12 protein-coding genes are annotated in these 17614 nt (G+C 73.0%); 7 read left to right on the top strand and 5 right to left on the bottom strand.

Going from position 1 to position 17614, the window contains the following annotated elements:
• Positions 1-97: 97 nt before the first annotated feature.
• Positions 98-451 (top strand): hypothetical protein, encoded by a 354-nt coding sequence (locus AC5L3C_RS14245; protein ID WP_493649331.1) that lies wholly within the window; start codon positions 98-100, stop codon positions 449-451.
• Between the two features lie 153 nt (positions 452-604).
• On the top strand, positions 605-1585 hold the full coding sequence (locus AC5L3C_RS14240) for a hypothetical protein (RefSeq protein ID WP_493649330.1): 981 nt from the start codon (positions 605-607) through the stop codon (positions 1583-1585).
• 266 nt (positions 1586-1851) lie between these two features.
• Here AC5L3C_RS14240 and AC5L3C_RS14235 read toward each other — a convergent pair whose 3' ends face one another.
• The gene (locus AC5L3C_RS14235; protein ID WP_493649329.1) at positions 1852-3027 is read right to left on the bottom strand and encodes a C40 family peptidase; all 1176 of its coding nucleotides are present in this window, start codon (positions 3025-3027) and stop codon (positions 1852-1854) included.
• A 477-nt stretch (positions 3028-3504) separates the two neighbouring features.
• Here AC5L3C_RS14235 and pcrA point away from each other — a divergent pair, with 477 nt between their 5' ends.
• A complete protein-coding gene (pcrA, locus tag AC5L3C_RS14230) occupies positions 3505-5988 on the top strand; it encodes a DNA helicase PcrA (protein ID WP_493649328.1) in 2484 nt (827 codons plus the stop codon).
• 33 nt (positions 5989-6021) lie between these two features.
• Here the strand turns inward: pcrA and AC5L3C_RS14225 are convergent, their stop codons facing one another.
• Together AC5L3C_RS14225 and AC5L3C_RS14220 are read right to left on the bottom strand one after the other, a co-directional pair.
• The gene (locus tag AC5L3C_RS14225) at positions 6022-7578 is read right to left on the bottom strand and encodes a M23 family metallopeptidase (protein WP_493649327.1); all 1557 of its coding nucleotides are present in this window, start codon (positions 7576-7578) and stop codon (positions 6022-6024) included.
• A gap of 294 nt (positions 7579-7872) precedes the next feature.
• Complete coding sequence (locus tag AC5L3C_RS14220) at positions 7873-8742, bottom strand: esterase/lipase family protein (protein ID WP_493649326.1); 870 nt, start codon at positions 8740-8742, stop codon at positions 7873-7875.
• Positions 8743-9137: 395 nt separating this feature from the next.
• Between AC5L3C_RS14220 and icmB the strand changes: the two genes are divergently transcribed.
• Positions 9138-9554, top strand: coding sequence for a coenzyme B12-dependent isobutyryl CoA mutase small subunit (gene icmB, locus AC5L3C_RS14215; RefSeq protein WP_125504653.1), 417 nt, complete (start codon positions 9138-9140; stop codon positions 9552-9554).
• 41 nt (positions 9555-9595) lie between these two features.
• Here icmB and AC5L3C_RS14210 read toward each other — a convergent pair whose 3' ends face one another.
• Together AC5L3C_RS14210 and AC5L3C_RS14205 are read right to left on the bottom strand one after the other, a co-directional pair.
• A complete protein-coding gene (locus AC5L3C_RS14210; RefSeq protein ID WP_493649325.1) occupies positions 9596-11221 on the bottom strand; it encodes a DUF5691 domain-containing protein in 1626 nt (541 codons plus the stop codon).
• 109 nt (positions 11222-11330) lie between these two features.
• Positions 11331-12680 carry an SWIM zinc finger family protein gene (locus AC5L3C_RS14205; RefSeq protein WP_493649324.1) on the bottom strand — a complete coding sequence of 450 codons (1350 nt, stop codon included), beginning with the start codon at positions 12678-12680 and terminating at the stop codon, positions 11331-11333.
• 132 nt (positions 12681-12812) lie between these two features.
• Here AC5L3C_RS14205 and AC5L3C_RS14200 point away from each other — a divergent pair, with 132 nt between their 5' ends.
• The 3 genes from AC5L3C_RS14200 to AC5L3C_RS14190 are packed head-to-tail and all read left to right on the top strand — an operon-like array spanning position 12813 to position 17529.
• Positions 12813-13979 (top strand): ATP-binding protein, encoded by a 1167-nt coding sequence (locus tag AC5L3C_RS14200; RefSeq protein ID WP_493649323.1) that lies wholly within the window; start codon positions 12813-12815, stop codon positions 13977-13979.
• Positions 13976-16336 (top strand): DUF5682 family protein, encoded by a 2361-nt coding sequence (locus AC5L3C_RS14195; protein ID WP_493649322.1) that lies wholly within the window; start codon positions 13976-13978, stop codon positions 16334-16336. The genes AC5L3C_RS14200 and AC5L3C_RS14195 overlap by 4 nt, the downstream gene beginning before the upstream one ends.
• Positions 16333-17529 carry a VWA domain-containing protein gene (locus AC5L3C_RS14190; protein ID WP_493649321.1) on the top strand — a complete coding sequence of 399 codons (1197 nt, stop codon included), beginning with the start codon at positions 16333-16335 and terminating at the stop codon, positions 17527-17529. Before AC5L3C_RS14195 ends, AC5L3C_RS14190 begins: the two co-directional genes overlap by 4 nt.
• Positions 17530-17614 lie beyond the last annotated feature (85 nt).

The raw sequence follows: 17614 nt of genomic DNA, 5'->3' as shown, positions 1-17614 counted from the left end.
GCGTCGTCTTCACTCTGAGTGATGACCGATGTGGTGGAGGAGGGGGAGGCGAGGGCGCCGGAGTGCTATGGGGCGGGGGTGGCTAGGCTCCGGCCCCATGGACACACTCATCCACCTCTTCGTCGGTCTGCACATCATCGGCATCGCGTCGCTGCTCGGTGGTTTCCTCACCCAGATGAAGGCGATGGGGGAGGGCACCGCCCGCTTCAGCCCGGCGATGCTGCACGGCGCGCTGACGATGCTGGTCACCGGCGTCGCCCTGGTCGGCCTCAACCAGGCGCAGGACTACTCCGTCGACAACATCAAGATCGGCGTGAAGCTGGCCCTGCTGATCGTGATCCTCGGCCTGGTCTATGTGAAGCGGGACGACGAGAAGGTGGACAAGGGCCTGTTCGGACTGGTCGGCCTGCTGACCGTGACGAACGTCTTCATCGCCGTGCTGTGGACCTGACCGTTGCTGATCCGAGGCACGGATCGCCCACGGAGCCGATGAGGTGGGAGACCTGCGGGGCCACCTGGCAGGTGTGGTGCTTGCGGACAGGCCAACTCGTGCGTGTGAGAGGCTACATGCCCACAAGCTCTGCCCCCGACACGAGGACGGATCATGCAAGCTCAAGGCGAACGCCACCAGGCCCGGCGGTCCGGGGTTCCTCGTCCGGTGGTCCGCGGTGTCGACGACGCTGCGGCGACCGCCGCGCGGATGCCCGGTAGTCCGCATTCGGCCAGAATATTGCAGCGCGCCATCGGCAACCAGGCGTACAGCCAGGTGGTGCAGCGGACACCGGCGGGCGGAGGTACCGCCGCCCCGGAGGGGTCCAGGATCAATTTCACGCTGTCAGCCTTGGAAGAGCGGTTTGCGGCGTTGAGGGCCGAGCAGCCGGAACTGGCTCGTCAGCAAGAGCCCGTGTGGAATAAACTCATGTACGTCTTGCGGGAGTTCGACAGCTGGATGCGCAGCATTGAGGTTGGTTACCGGTTCGGTGGCAGCCTCATCGGGTACATCTACGGAGGACCCCGGGCACCGCAGGACATCGACATCGATGTGTCGAACGGCGACAACATGCACCGCCTGTTGGCCGAGATGCAGGCTTCGGGCGACTGGTCCGGACAGCTCAGTGGCCAGGGCGGCAACCTCCTGAGCATCTATTGCAGGAATCAGCGGGTGCCTGAGTTCCAGTTCGATGTGTCCAGCGAGACCACGGCATTCAACAATCCGTACGACCTGAAGGAATCGATGCAGACGGAAGGAGATGCCGTCGTTACGGGTGACAAGATCTCGCGCGAGGAAATGATACTCAACTACCTGGACCGGATGATCCAGAAGCCCGACATCGCGAGGCTCAAGGGCGACGACAGTCAGATTGTCGGCCTCCTGAGGGGGGTCGGGTGCAGTTCACTCGCCGATGTCGAGGCCTACTGGGACCGAAACCTCCACCCGGCCATCAAGGCGGGCGATCCTCGTATCCCGGCCCTGCGCGACAACCTGGCGAACATCGCCAGGGAAAATTTCGGGGGCGGGGCCACGTCGAGGGCCACCTCGCCCGAGCCGATGGAGATCGACGGGGACGAGATGGACCTCAGCTGATACCGGCCCGTCCGGCCTGGTCCCACCGTGATGGCCGCGTCCAGGTTCGGTACCCGGGCGTACGAGGCGGCGAAGCCTGACCAGGCACCTTTCACGCCGATGGACTCATCGAGCAATGGGAGCGACTCATGGGGTGGCGTCGGTCCGAGTAGTGCCGGCGCCCCATGCGCCAGCTGCCACGGACCGGTTCTCAGCAGACCGTCACAGATGACGAGGGGACGACGGATCGCCGGGGATCCGACGGTCCACAGCGGCCGTGCAGCCGCTCAGGCGGGGCGCACCACGCTGTGGATCGAGGACTCGCCGTCGTAGAAGATCGACTCCTCGCGGACGTAGGTGCCCGGCTTCGGGGCGTGGATCATCATGCCGTTGCCGATGTAGATCCCCACGTGGGTGACGTCGGCGTAGAAGAAGACCAGGTCACCGGGCTGGGCCTCGGAGACGGGGACCGTCGTTCCCGCGTTGACCTGGTCGTAGGTGGTGCGCGGGAGGGTGACGCCGGCGGCCTTCCAGGCGGCCTGGGTGAGGCCGGAGCAGTCGTAGGAGCCGGGGCCGGTGGCGCCCCAGACGTACGGCTTGCCGATCTGCGCGCGGGCGAAGGCGAGCGCCTTCTCGGCCTTGGTGGCGTACGAGGAGTCCGTCGAGGTGGAGGACGGCGGGGTGGCCGAGCCGGAGGACTCCGAGGTGCCCGAGCCGCTCTCCTGCCGGGCGGCCTCCTCCTGGGCCTGCTGCTCGGCGGCCTGCTTCCGGGCCAGCTCGGCGGCCTTGCGGGCGGCCTCCTGCTCCTTCTTCTTCTCGATCGCCGCAAGCCGTGCCTTCTCCTCGGCGGTCAGCTTCGACAGCAGCTCACGCGCGTCGGTGAGCTTCTTCTGGACCTTGGCCTTGGCCTTCTTCAGATCGTCCTGCGACTCCGTGAGCGTCTCGAGGCTCTCTGTGGCCTCCTTGCGCTTCTTCATCGTCTCGGACTGCTGGGTGATGTAGTCGTCGACCGCCTGCTTCTGGCGGCCGGTCATCCGGTCCATCACCTGGCGCTGGTCGAAGATGTCCTGCGGCGTGTCCGCGAGCAGGAAGGTCGCGGTGTCCGGGACGTTCGCACCGGTGCGGTACTGGGCGGCGGCGAAGGAACCGAGTTCCTCCCGCGCGTCGTTGAGCTTGTCGGTGCGCTTGGCGACGTCGTCGAGCAGGGTGTCGACACGCTTGCGCTGCTTGGCCGTCTTCTCCTTGGCCCCGTTGTACTTCTCGGTCGCCGACTCCGCCTGGCGGTAGAGGTCGCCGACCTTCTTCTCGACCTCCTCCAGACTCGGCTTGTCGTCGTCCGTGGGGACGGCGTCGGCCGTCTGGGAGAGCAGGGCCACGGAGGTCAGGGCGGCCGTGGCGAGGGCCGGGGTCCGTATGCCTGCCACGCGGGTGCCGGGGGTGCGCGACTTGCGGTGCGACGCCAAGGGAGGCGACTCCTTCCAGTGTTCCGCCTACCGGGTTAGCGGTGGGGGTCCCTCCCAGGCCGTCAGGGCTCTGGGGGAGGGTTCGGGCGGTGGTGCTTGGAAGGGTTGCCCTACGGCCGCTCCGCGAGGGAGTGGGCCGATTCACCCCATGTGTCTCGGTGGGTCCCCGGCTCCGGCTGCCACGAGGGACAGGGACGGACTCGGCGGGGGCCGCGCGGCCCGGCGAGGTTCGCCGGTGGGGGTCGTACGGCCCGCCCGCACCGTAGCCAACTGGTGTGGCGCCTGTGAAGGTTGATGGGTGATATGCCCGATACATTTTTGTGACCTTGTGCGGCGGGTCACTCAGGGTGAGGTCCCGGTACCGGCGGGTACGCGGCCGGGCGGCGGGCGGACTCCGGCGGCGTGTGCGGGCGGAAACCGGGGATGTTCCCGGGGCGGCCCCGGGTTGTCGGTGCGGCGCCCTAGACTCGGAGAGCGATGAGCAGCCTCTTTGACGACAGCTTCCTGGCGGACCTCCAGGCCCAGCGGGGCCCCGCGGACGAAACCCCGCCGCCGCCCGAGGACGATCATGTGCCGGAGACCGTTCCGGACGATCTGTTCGGCGGGAGGTTCGACGTGCCGCCGGACCGGGACACCCACTACCGCGACGGCGCCCCGCGCCCGGTGATCGACACCGCCGCGCTGCTGGAGGGGCTCAACGACAACCAGCGTGCCGCCGTCGTGCACTCCGGCAGCCCCCTGCTCATCGTGGCCGGCGCCGGTTCCGGCAAGACCCGCGTGCTCACCCACCGCATCGCCCACCTGCTGGCCGAGCGCGGCGTCCACCCGGGCCAGATCCTCGCGATCACCTTCACCAACAAGGCCGCGGGGGAGATGAAGGAGCGCGTCGAGCAGCTCGTCGGCCCGCGCGCGGGCGCCATGTGGGTCATGACGTTCCACAGCGCGTGTGTGCGCATCCTGCGCCGCGAGTCCAAGAAGCTCGGCTTCACGTCGTCGTTCTCGATCTACGACGCGGCCGACTCCAAGCGGCTGATGGCCCTGGTCTGCCGCGACCTGGACCTCGACCCCAAGCGCTTCCCGCCGAAGTCGTTCAGCGCCAAGATCAGCAACCTGAAGAACGAGCTGATCGACGAGGAGGACTTCGCCGCCCAGGCGAGCGACGGTTTCGAGAAGACCCTCGCCCAGGCCTACGCGCTGTACCAGTCGCGGCTGCGCGAGGCCAACGCCCTCGACTTCGACGACCTGATCATGACGACAGTCAATCTGCTGCGCGCCTTCCCGGACGTCGCCGAGCACTACCGCCGCCGCTTCCGGCACGTCCTGGTCGACGAGTACCAGGACACCAACCACGCCCAGTACGCCCTGGTCCGCGAGCTCGTCGGGAGCGCCTCCGAGCACCCCGTCGACGTGCCGCCGGAGGCAGAGGTGCCGCCCGCCGAGCTGTGCGTGGTGGGCGACGCCGACCAGTCGATCTACGCCTTCCGCGGCGCGACGATCCGCAACATCCTCCAGTTCGAGGAGGACTACCCGGACGCGACGACGATCCTGCTGGAGCAGAACTACCGCTCCACCCAGACCATCCTCAGCGCGGCCAACGCGGTCATCGAGCGCAACGAGTCGCGCCGCCCGAAGAACCTGTGGACCAACGCCGGCTCCGGCGCGCGGATCACCGGCTACGTCGCCGACACCGAGCACGACGAGGCGCAGTTCGTCGCCGACGAGATAGACCGCCTCACGGACGCGGGCGAGGCCAAGGCGGGCGATGTCGCCGTCTTCTACCGCACCAACGCCCAGTCCCGTGTCTTCGAGGAGATCTTCATCCGCGTCGGCCTGCCCTACAAGGTGGTCGGCGGGGTCCGCTTCTACGAGCGCAAGGAGGTCCGGGACGTCCTGGCCTATCTGCGGGTGCTGGCCAACCCGGAGGACTCGGTGCCGCTGCGCCGCATCCTCAACGTGCCCAAGCGGGGCATCGGCGAGCGCGCGGAGGCCATGATCGACGCCCTCGCCCAGCGCGAGCGGATCAGCTTCCCGCAGGCCCTGAAGCGCGTCGACGAGGCGTACGGGATGGCCGCCCGGTCGGCGAACGCCGTGAAGCGGTTCAACACGCTGATGGAGGACCTCCGTACGGTCGTCGAGTCCGGCGCGGGACCGGCGACGGTCCTGGAGGCGATCCTGGAACGCACCGGTTACCTCGCCGAGTTGCAGGCGTCCACCGACCCGCAGGACGAGACCCGCATCGAGAACCTCCAGGAACTCGCGGCGGTCGCCCTGGAGTTCGAGCAGGAGCGAGGCGAGGGGGAGCAGGTCGCCCTGTCCGACTTCCTGGAGCAGGTCGCCCTGGTCGCCGACTCCGACCAGATCCCCGACGAGGACGAGGACGGCTCCGGAGTCATCACGCTGATGACCCTGCACACCGCCAAGGGCCTGGAGTTCCCGGTCGTCTTCCTGACCGGCATGGAGGACGGCGTCTTCCCGCACATGCGCGCCCTCGGCCAGACCAAGGAGCTGGAGGAGGAGCGGCGCCTGGCGTACGTCGGCATCACGCGCGCGCGGGAGCGGCTGTACCTCACCCGGTCGACCCTGCGCAGCGCGTGGGGCCAGCCGTCGTACAACCCGCCCTCCCGGTTCCTGGAGGAGATCCCGGCCGCCCACGTGGAGTGGAAGCGGACGGGGCCGAGCGCGCCCGTCTCCTCCGGTCCGGCCTCGGGGGTGGCGGCCTCGCTGTCGTCGTCCCGCTCCCGCTCGTCGGCCTCGGGTGCCTCCGGCTTCGCCACCCGCCGGACGGCGGACAAGCCGGTGGTGTCGCTGGCGGTCGGGGACCGGGTGACGCACGACCAGTTCGGCCTCGGCACCGTGGTCGCGGTGAAGGGTTCGGGGGCCAACGCGGAGGCGACGATCGACTTCGGCGACACCAAGCCCAAGCGGCTGCTGCTGCGGTACGCGCCGGTGGAGAAGCTGTAGCGGCCGCGGGTGACGGCCCGTCGGGGGGCGTTCCTACGACGGGTCGAGGCCGTGGCTGCGCAGCCAGGAGAGCGGGTCGATCGCCGAGCCGCCGCCCGGCCGCACCTCGAAGTGCAGGTGCGGGCCGGTCGAGTTGCCCGAGTTCCCGGAGAACGCGATGTGGTCGCCGGCCTTCACGGTCGAACCGGAGGGGATCTGGTAGCTGGAGAGGTGGCAATACCACGTCTCCGTGCCGTCCTTCGCCGTGACGATCATCATGTTGCCGTAGGCGGAGTTGTACTGCGTGCGGACCGTGCCGTCGGTCGCGGCCAGCACCGGGGTGCCGTAGGAGACGGGGAAGTCGATGCCGGTGTGGACGGACATCCAGTTGATGCCGGACTGGCCGTAGTAGGCGCTGAGGCCGTGCCGCGCGACCGGGAGCGCGAACTTCGGACGCAGCCGCTCCTTGCGGGCCGCCTCCTCCGCCGCCCGCCTGCGCTCGGTCTCCTGCTGCGCCTTGAGGTCGATGCGCTCCTGGGTGCGGCTGGCCCGGTCGGCGAAGTCGTCGGCGCCGGCGGCGAGGCTCTCCAGCTGGGTGTCCAGCTTGACGTTGGCGGCGGACGGCGCGACCGGTTGGGCGTCGGCCGCGGTGGTCTTCTCCTGGCCGCCGTCCTCGGCCAGATCGCCCACCGAGGCGGCGGCGATGCCGGCGACGCCCATCACGCACGCGGAGGGCACGGCCACCGTCAGCAGCGCGGAGCGCTTGGGGGGCGTACGGCGGCGGGAGCGGGACGCGGCGCGTGAACCGGGGCGCGGCTGCGGGACGGGGAGGATCTCCTCCTGGTCGTCGAGCAGGGAGACCGCGGGCAGTTCACCGGTGTCCCCCGGCTCGCCCGGGGCGGGCCCGTCGGCGGCGGAGGACTCGGGGGCGTCCTGGTCGTACCCGCCCTGCTCGTAGCCGTCCTGGCCGGCGCGGGTGTCGGGGCCGCCGTACGCGTCCTGCCCGAAGGACTCCGACATCTGCGACATCTGCTCATGGCTGTCCGGGCCGGACGTCGCGGCCGTGGTGTCGCCGCCGGAGTTCCACTGCGTGGCGTCGTGGACGCCGCTGTCGAAGATCTGGGTGCCCCAGCCCCACTGCTGGGTGCCGTCCCCGGCGTTCCCGGACCCGTCCGGCTGGAGCCAGGTGCCTGCGTCCCACTGGCCGCTCGTCTCGGGCGAGGCGCCCTGCGCGGGGATCACCGGCATCTGGTGGCCGGTGGTCCAGGCGGTCGCGTCGTAGCCGCCGGTGTCGTAGCCGACGGGGCTCTGGACCCCGTACGCGTCGTGGTGCCCGGTGTCCTGGCCGGCCGTGGACCACTGTCCGGAGTCGTAGGCGCCCGTGTCGGGGCCGCTGCCCGGGAGGTCCCCGAAGAGGGGGTCGGCGGCGAAGCTGCCGGTGGTGTGGCCGGTGCCGAAGTGCGTGGCGCCGAAAGCGGTGGCGTCGTAGCCGCCGTAGCCGGTGAAGCCGCCGTACGGGGCTTCCTGGGCGCCGTACGACGCGTAGGGCGCCGAGGCGGCATCGGAAGCCGGAGCCGGGGCCATGGTCCCCGACGGGTGACGGTCGTTCACCAACTTCTCTTTCGCCTCGACAACAGGGGCTGCCAGAGCAGTGCGGCGACTGTACCCGGCGGTACGCGGGCACGACAATCTTCCCCAGGTTTCACGCGCGCAGGAAACGGGCATTCGGCCGTGTTTTGGGGGACGGCGGGCGCGGTCTTGGCACTTTGTTCGAAACCTGTTCGAGGTTGTGGGGGTGGCGCGTCCGTAAGTCGCCCGTGTCGGACCGTTGTTGTTCGGATGTGGACGCTCGTGATGCACGGGTCGGTGCGGACGGGTGCCGGGCGTGTCGCGCCCGAGCCGTCCTCACGCCACCGTCAGGCCGTTCGCGCGGCCGGTGGACGGCTCCCCGGGGTGCGCCGTGTCCAGTGCCTGCCGTATGCCGCTCGCCACGGCCGGGTGCACGGGCAGGGCGAGGTGGCCGACGCCGCTCACCCGCACGTTCACCGCGGTGAGGTCCGGGTGCTCGATGCACGCCGCGTCCAGCGGATCCATGATGTGGTCGAGGTCGCTCCAGAAGGCGACGAAGTGGGTGCGGCAGCCGGGTGAGGGCAGCGCGAGCTCTTCGAGCACCGGTGAGCCGGGGCGCATCTGGCGCACGATGGGGTGCGCGTTGGCCAGCCGGGCGACCCGCGTTCCGGAGTGCGGCGTGCCGAGCGTGACGAGCGTGCGCACCCGGCTGTCACCGCCCAGCCGCTGCACGTAGTACCGGGCGATCAGCCCGCCGAGGCTGTGTCCGACCACATCCACCTGACGGCTGCCCGCGCGCTCGCACACCTGCTCGATGTGCCGTCCGAGCAGTTCGGCGGCGATCCGGATGTCGCAGGTCAGCGGGGAGTAGTTGAGCGACTCCACCTGCTGCCTGCCGTGCTGGGCCAGGCTGCGCCGCAGCAGGACGAAGACCGAGCGGTTGTCGATGAAGCCGTGCAGCAGCACGACCGGGGGTTTGGCCTCCGTCGGCAGTTGTGCCGCGCCGTCCGGTGCCGGCAGCGCGGGGCGGGAGGAGCCGCGTCGCTCCTGGATGATGCCGGCGGGATAGAGCAGGAGGTGGCCCGCCAGGATCGCCAGCTCCAGGGCGGTCGCCTTCAGCAGGGTCAGGGAGAGATCCGCCAGCCGGGCCGGCAGAAGACGCCGGCAGAGCGGCAGGAAGGGGAGTGCTGCCTCGGTGACCTTCATGGCCGACCTCCTGTCGGCACGCGGAAGGACAGCCTCGTCCCCCGTGTGCCCTCATGGGATGTCGCTTCGAGAGCGGTCGACGGTGCGCGGGTGCGGTGTGAGGAGGGAGCGCGGTGGAACGCCGACCTCGGTGCGGATCCCTTATGCGCATGTTCCCACCGATGCCCATGTGCCGCACGAGCACACGGTGTGCGGGCTCCGGGGCCCGGGAACGCTGCGCGATGAACGTGTCCCACCGTGTGATTTCCCCCTCCCTCCACCCCGCGAAACTGCCGGTTGCGGGATGCTGGAGATAACGTTCGTTCACTTCTCGGACCGGTTCGGGCCGGGGCGTCCGTGTGATGTGTGCGGTACTTGTCGGTACGGATGGATGTAGTCGCTTCATGGAGGCAGTGATGGGTGTGGCAGCCGGACCGATCCGCGTGGTGGTGGCCAAGCCGGGGCTCGACGGCCACGATCGCGGGGCCAAGGTGATCGCGCGGGCGCTGCGCGACGCCGGTATGGAGGTGATCTACACCGGGCTCCACCAGACCCCCGAGCAGATCGTCGACACCGCGATCCAGGAGGACGCCGACGCGATCGGCCTGTCCATCCTCTCCGGGGCGCACAACACGCTCTTCGCGGCGGTCATCGAGTTGCTCGAGCAGCGGGACGCGGCGGACATCCTGGTCTTCGGCGGCGGCATCATCCCCGAGGCGGACATCGCGCCGCTGAAGGAGAAGGGCGTGGCGGAGATCTTCACGCCGGGCGCGACCACGGCGTCGATCGTCGACTGGGTCCGCGCCAACACCCGCCGGCACGCGGAGGCGTAGGGCCCTACCGCCGCCCCTTGACCGTCCCCGGCCGGGGACGGTCAAGGGGCGGGCGGGGTCAGTTCCGCCAGCATGGCCGCGCGCAGACGCAGGGTGGTGACCAGGCGCTGGAAGGCCTCCGACCAGTAGCCCCCGGCGCCCGGTGACGCGTTCTCCGGCTCGTCCGGCGCCGCCAGGAGCGCGTCGAGGCGGCCGGCCTCGGACGGGTCCAGGCAGCGTTCGGCCAGGCCCATGACTCCGCTGAAACTCCATGGATAGCTCCCTGCGTCCCGCGCGATGTCGAGCGCGTCGACCACGGCCCGTCCGACCGGCGCCGCCCAGGGCACGGCACACACGCCGAGCAGCTGGAACGCCTCGGACAGGCCGTGCGTCCCGATGAACCCGGCCACCCACTCGGCCCGGTCGGCGGCGTCCAGCGTGCCGAGCAGCCCGGCCCGCTCGGCCAGGGACACCGCCCCGGGGCCGCCCGCCTCGGGCGCCGAGGGGTTCCCGAGCAGCGCCCGGGCCCACGCCGCGTCCCGCTGCCGCACCGCCGCCCGGCACCAGGCGCCGTGCAGTTCGTCCCGCCAGCCGTCCGCGACGGGCAGGGCCACGATCTCTTGGGGGTTGCGCCCGCCGAGCCGCCGCGACCAGGTGTCCAGCGGGGCCGCCTCCACCAACTGACCGAGCCACCAGGACCGTTCGCCCCGGCCCGCCGGGGCCTTGGCCGCCACGCCGTCGCGCTCCATGTCCGCGTCGCACTCGTGCGGCGCCTCGACGGCGATCGTCGGTACGTCCCGTGTGTGGTCCACGGCCACACACGCGGCGGCTCTGACCGCCATGCGCCGCGCCAGAGCCGAGCCGGGCAGCGCCGAGAGCAGCTCCGCCGCCGTCGCCCGCACCGTGCGGCTGCGGTCGCCCAGGGCCCGCTCCAGGAAGGGTTCGTCGTCCGGGGCCAGACCGGTGCGCAGCGAGTCCAGGAACATCAGCCGGTCCTCGGCGCGCTCCGTGGCCCAGGTCGACTCGAGGAGGACACGGGCGGCGCCGGGCTCGCGGAAGCGCAGGGCGCCGAGGAGGGCGACCCGCTCGGCGAAGAGGCCCTCCTGCCACAGGCGCCGTATGCCGTCCGGGTCGAGCGGGCCGGCCCCGGACGCGCCGCCCGGCGCGGAGCGCAGTGCGAACCGCCAGTCCGGGTTGAGCCGGGCCAGCCACAGGGCGCGCGGACCGGCGAACCGCAGCGCCGCCGGACGCAGGTCCGTACGTCCCCGGGCGGCGTCGAGGAGGGCGGGCAGCAGCGCGGGCGGCGGCGCGAAACCGCGGTCGTTCGCCGCGGCCAGCCACTGCGGGAGCAGCTCCATGAGATCCGGGGCGGCGCCCCGGCGGCCGCCGCCGGAGGAGGCCGGGCGGTCGGCGAGCAGCATCGCGAGCCTGCGCGCCGCGGCGGGCGGCAGCGCGGGGCGCGGGTCCGCCGGGGCGGGCCGCGGACGCTCGGCGGCCCGCGCGGGCAGCAGCCCCGCCCGCCGCCGCACGGTTGCCGCGGCCGCCGCGTCCAGCAGCGCGGACGGCGCCTGCGGACCGGGCGCGACACCCGCCGGGGTGCGCCGGTCCGTGCCCAGCAGGGCCGCGGTGACCAGCTCCTCCCAGTCGTCCGGGAGGGGCGCCTCCACGGCGGCGGTCGTCCTGCTCATGAGCTTCCTTCCGACGGGTGTCCCGGTTCGGCGACGCCTCAGGTGCACCGAGTGTCCAGTGGTGCCCGAAAGATTCCAGGGGCGGGTGGTACGGGATCGGGCGCGGGGCTCAGTACAGCTCCACCGCCTCCCCGGGCCCCTCGGGCCATGCCGCCAACGGAGTGAAGCCCCGGTGGCCGCACTCGCCGAAGACCCTGACCGGGGCGCCGCCCGACAGGGCCACCAGGCGCCACAGACCGGGACGCGACCGCGCGGCCGGGGTGAGCGGCAGGGCCGCGTCCCCGTCGGCGTCGGCCAGCTGCCAGCGGTCACCGTCCGGGACCGGTATCACCCGCTCCAGCGTCACCGGCACCGACTCCAGCCACGGGTCGTCGCGCAGCGCCTCGCCGTAGCGGGCGACCGCCAGGCCCGGCGTCGTGCCCGGCGGCCGGACCGGTGTCGGCGCGGGCGGCGCGAACCGTTCCCCCAGGGCCACCCGCACCTGGCCCGGGCCCGGATGGGCGGACACCTCCGCGTCCAGGGCCAGCCCGACCGGCAGCGCCGGCTCCGGGGGGCGGCCGGCCGCCCCGTAGGTCAGGAGCAGCGCCGTGCGCCCCGAGCCGGTGCCGTACAGCCAGGTCCGGCGGGTGGTCAGCCGGCTGTCCGCCGTGTCGTACCGAGCGAGGACCAGCCAGTCGTCCCGCACCGGCGGGCCGTCCGCCGCAGCGGGCAGGCCGATACGGGAGCGGACCGTCGCGGCGAGCCCTTCCGGCAGCTCCTCCCGGCGCAGCCAGCCCCGGGCCAGGAGATGCAGCAGCGCGCACTCCTCCAGCAGCCGCACCGGCCGGCCCGGCCCGGTGTCCGGGAGCGCCGCCAGCTCCCGCACCCGGGCGGCCAGCCCCGGCGCCTGGGCGTCCACCATGCGGGCCGCGGTCTCCTCCCACAGGCCGTGCCCGGACTGCTCGGCCGCTGCCAGACCGCCGCGGAGCAGGTCGGCCAGGCGCCGCTCCAGCTCCGACGCACCCGCGGTGATCCGCTCGGCCCGGCGCTCCGCCCTGCGCCGCGCCGCCTCCGGATCCGCCGTCCCCGGCGGCGCGCCCGCGCCGTCCCCGGCCGGCCCGCCGTGTGCCCGCCCGTCCGCGAGCCACCGCCCGGCCCACTCCGGCACCCGCGCCCGCGGCAGCGCCTGCTCACCGCCCGCCCGGAGCTCCAGCAGACCGAGCGCGTGCGCGCACGGGGACGTACGGTCCGGGCAACTGCACGCGTACACGGGCGCGGACGGGTCTGTCACGTCGACGACCGTCCGGTACGGCGCGCCCCCGCCGTCCTCGCACAGCCCCCACACCGTCCCCTCCCCGGACCGGCCGGTCCCCGACCACCGCCCGGCCACGCCGGGTTCGCCGCCCGTCCGGCGTGACGCGGCGTCAGGCGCCGGTGCCGGCCCCTGCTCCGCACTCCGGCCAACCCCCTGCACAGTCATGCCACCGAAAGTAGATCCCGGCACTGACAATCGGCCCGCGGAGCCCATGTGCGCAGGTCGGGGCGATTGTCAGTGGCGTGGTGCACGGTGGGTGACAGATCCGAACCGGCCGAGCTGGAGGGGGACTCAGCCATGACTGTGTCTGTGGGACCGACGCCCGTCGAACCGGGCCGGTACGACTCCGTGCCCGCGCACACATCCGGCACCGCACCGGCGCGTCCGGAGACGCTGCGGCCGCACGCCGAGGACGCCTTCGCGGCCGAACTCGCCGCGCTGGCGGCGCGGGACGACCGGCCGCGTCCCGCCCGCTGGCGGCTGTCGCCGTGGGCCGTCGCGACGTATCTGCTCGGCGGCACGCTGCCGGACGGCACGGTGATCACACCCAAGTACGTGGGCCCGCGCCGGATCGTCGAGGTCGCGGTGACCACTCTCGCCACTGACCGCGCCCTGCTGCTACTCGGCGTGCCCGGCACGGCGAAGACCTGGGTCTCCGAGCACCTGGCCGCCGCGGTCAGCGGCGACTCGACGCTGCTGGTGCAGGGCACGGCCGGCACACCGGAGGAGGCGATCCGCTACGGCTGGAACTACGCCCGGCTGCTCGCCCACGGCCCCAGCCGCGACGCCCTCGTGCCCAGCCCGGTGATGCGGGCGATGGCGGACGGCACGACGGTCCGCGTCGAGGAGCTGACCCGCATCCCGGCCGACGTCCAGGACTCGCTGATCACGATCCTGTCGGAGAAGACGCTGCCGATACCCGAACTGGGCGAGGAGGTGCAGGCGGTCCGCGGATTCAACCTGATCGCCACGGCCAACGACCGCGACCGCGGGGTCAACGAGCTGTCCAGCGCCCTGCGCCGCAGGTTCAACACCGTGGTGCTGCCGCTCCCGGAGACCGCCGAGGCGGAGGTCGGCATCGTCGCGCGCCGGGTCGGCCAGATCGGCCGCTCCCTCGACCTGCCGGCCGTGCCCGACGGCATCGACGAGATCCGCCGGGTCGTCACCGTCTTCCGCGAACTGCGCGACGGGGTCACGGCCGACGGGCGGACGAAGCTCAAGTCGCCCAGCGGCACGCTCTCGACCGCCGAGGCGATCTCCGTCGTCACGGGCGGGCTGGCCCTTGCCGCCCACTTCGGCGACGGCGTGCTGCGGGCCGGGGACGTCGCCGCGGGCGTCCTCGGCGCGGTCGTCCGCGACCCGGCGGCGGACCGCGTCGTCTGGCAGGAGTACCTGGAGACCGTCGTCCGCGAGCGCGACGGCTGGCAGGACTTCTACCGGGCCTGCCGGGAGGCCGGCGCATGAGCCACGGCAGCGGGGACGCCGCCGCACCGCTGCTGCTCGGGGTGCGGCACCACGGCCCCGGGTCGGCGCGGGCGGTGCGCGCCGCCCTCGACGAGGCCCGTCCGGACGTGGTGCTGATCGAGGGCCCGCCCGAGGCGGACGCGCTGATCCCGCTCGCCGCCGAGGAGGACATGCGGCCGCCGGTCGCGCTGCTCGCCCACGCGGTGGACGAGCCCGGCCGTTCGGCCTTCTGGCCGCTGGCCGGGTTCTCCCCGGAGTGGACCGCGATCCGCTGGGCGCTGGAGCACGGCGTCCCGGCCCGCTTCATCGACCTGCCCGCCGCCCACACCCTGGCCCGGCAGCGGGACGAGGAGGGCGACGGCGAGGACGGCGGCACCGCACCCGCGGCCGGTGGGAGCGACCCGGCGGGCACCGACGTGCGGGTCGATCCGCTGGGGGTGCTGGCCCAGACCGCCGGGTACGACGACGCCGAGCGGTGGTGGGAGGACGTCGTCGAGCACCGGGGCGTCGGTAAGGGGGACCCGGTCGCGCCCTTCACCGCGCTCGAGGAGGCCATGACCGCGCTCCGGGAGGAGTACGGCAGCGGGGGACACGAGCGGGACGAGGTGCGCGAGGCCCATATGCGGCTGCGGATCCGCGCGGCGCGCCGGGAGTGCGGGGACGGCGTGGCCGTGGTGTGCGGGGCCTGGCACGTGCCCGCGCTCCGGCGGCGGACCACCGTCGCCGCCGACCGCGCCCTGCTGAAGGGGCTGCCCAGGGTGAGGACGGACATGACCTGGGTGCCCTGGACCCACCGCAGGCTCTCCCGGGCGAGCGGCTACGGCGCGGGCATCGACTCCCCCGGCTGGTACGAGCATCTGTTCGACGCCCCCGACCGGCCGGTGGAACGGTGGCTGACCAAGGTGGCGCGGCTGCTGCGGGCCGAGGACATGAGTGTGTCGTCGGCGCACGTCATCGAGGCCGTGCGGCTGGCGGAGACCCTCGCGGCGCTGCGCGGACGGCCGCTGCCCGGGCTGAGCGAGACGACCGACGCGGCGCGGTCGGTGCTGTGCGAGGGCTCGGACGTGCCGCTGGCACTGGTGCACGACCGGCTGGTCGTCGGCGACGTCCTCGGGGAGGTACCGGCCGCCGCGCCCGCCGTCCCGCTGCAGCGCGACCTCACGCGGATCCAGCGCCGGCTGCGGCTGCGACCGGAGGCGGCCGGGCGGGAGCTGGAGCTCGACCTGCGCAAGGAGACCGACGCGGAGCGCAGCCGGCTGCTGCACCGGCTGCGGCTGCTCGGCATCGGCTGGGGCGAACCCGCCGAGTCGCGCGCCGGCACGGGGACGTTCCGTGAGACGTGGCGGCTGCGCTGGGAGCCGGAGCTGTCCGTGCGGGTCGCCGAGGCCGGGGTGTGGGGAACGACGGTCCTCGCCGCCGCGACCGCCAAGGCCGGGGCGGACGCCGTCGCCGCGCGGAGCCTCGCCGAGGTCACCGGGCTCGCCGAGCGCTGTCTGCGGGCCGGCCTGTCCGAGGCGCTGCCCACGGTGCTGCGGATGCTGGCCGACCGTGCGGCCCTGGACACCGACGTCGGCCACCTCGCCCAGGCGCTGCCCGCCCTGGTCCGCTCCCTGCGCTACGGCGACGTCCGGGGCACGGACACCGCGTCGCTGGCCGGGGTCGCCGCCGGAATGGCCGAGCGGGTCTTCGTCGGACTGCCCCCGGCCTGCGCCGCACTGGACGCCGACGCCGCCGAGGAGATGCGCGGCCATGTCGACGCCGTGCACGGCGCGATGGGCCTCCTCGGCGACGCCCCCGCACCGGGCCACGCGGGACTGCGCGCGCGCTGGCAGTCGGTGCTGCGCACCCTGTCCGCCCGGGACACCGTGGCCGGGGTCGTACGGGGCCGCGCCGTGCGGCTGCTGCTGGACGACGGGGGACTGGCGCGGGACGAGGTGGCGCGGCTCATGGGGCTCGTGCTGTCGCCGGGCACACCGCCGGCGGACGCGGCCGCGTGGATCGAGGGGTTCGTCGGCGGCTCCGGCGGGGGACTGCTGCTGGTCCACGACGAGCGGCTGCTGGGGTTGGTCGACGCGTGGCTGACGGGCGTACCGGCGGAGGCGTTCACCGATGTGCTGCCGCTGCTGCGGCGGACGTTCTCGGCCTACGGGACAGGCGTGCGCCGCACCCTCGGCGAGCTGGTCCGGCGCGGGCCGGGGACCCGAGGCGGCGCGGTCGCGCTCACCGGCCCGCCCGGCTTCGGGCCCGGCCTCGACCCCACGCGCGCGGACGCCATGCTGCCGGTCGTCCGGCTGCTGCTGGGCCCGCACGGGAACGAGGAGACGGTGGACGCCGCACCGGCGGGGGTGACGCGATGACGGACACACGGCCACCGGGGGACACGGCCACCGCGGTCCCGGCAGCGGACTCGGCGGACGAGCGGCTGCGGCGCTGGCGGCTCGTGCTCGGCGGGGACACGGCCGACGGGACCGGCCACGCCCTGTCCGGGCGGGACGCCGCGATGGACGGGGCGCTCACCGCCCTGTACGGAAAGGAGGACGGGCCGCGGACGGGGCGGGACCGTTCGGCGGGGCTCGGCGCGTCGGCGCCCTCGGTGGCCCGCTGGCTCGGGGACATCCGGACCTACTTCCCCTCTTCCGTCGTCCGGGTCATGCAGCGTGACGCCATCGACCGGCTCGGGCTCGCCACTCTGCTGCTCGAACCGGAGATGCTGGAGGCGGTCGAGGCCGACGTCCACCTCGTCGGCACGCTGCTGTCGCTCCACAAGGCCATGCCGGACACCACGAAGGAGACGGCGCGGGCCGTCGTGCGCAAGGTCGTCGAGGACCTGGAGCAGCGGCTCGCCACCCGTACCCGGGCCGCCCTCACCGGCGCCCTGGACCGCAGCGCCCGGGTCAGCCGGCCCCGCCACCACGACATCGACTGGAACCGCACGATCGCGGCCAACCTCAAGCACTACCTTCCCGAGCACCGGACGGTCGTGCCCGAGCGGCTCATCGGCTACGGGCACGCCTCGCGGTCGGTGAAGAAGGACGTCGTCCTCTGCGTGGACCAGTCCGGGTCGATGGCGTCGTCCGTGGTGTACGCGTCGGTGTTCGCGGCGGTGCTCGCGTCGATGCGGTCGCTCGACACGCGGCTGGTCGTGTTCGACACGACGGTCGTCGACCTCACCGACCGGCTCGACGACCCCGTCGACGTGCTCTTCGGCACCCGGCTCGGCGGCGGCACGGACATCAACCGGGCGCTCGCGTACTGCCAGTCGCAGATCACCCGCCCGGCGGAGACGGTCGTGGTGCTGGTCAGCGACCTCTACGAAGGGGGGATACGCGACGAGATGCTCAAGCGGGTGGCGGCGATGCAGGCGTCGGGGGTCCGGTTCGTGACGCTGCTCGCGCTGTCCGACGAGGGGGCGCCCGCCTACGACGGGGACCATGCGGCGGCGCTCGCGGCGCTGGGCGCACCGGCGTTCGCCTGCACGCCCGATCTGTTCCCGGAGGTGATGGCGGCGGCGATCGAGAAGCGGCCGCTGCCGATACCGGACGCGGGGTGACGGGGACGGACTCGGGCCGGTAAAAACGGACATGACAACCCATCGGTTACGGAGGGCTTGCGCGACCTCGGGAGGGGCGTGCGAG

Source organism: Streptomyces speibonae (genome assembly GCF_984686075.1).
Note: the sequence above shows the minus strand (reverse complement) of the source record. Positions and strands in the feature narration are given on the sequence as shown.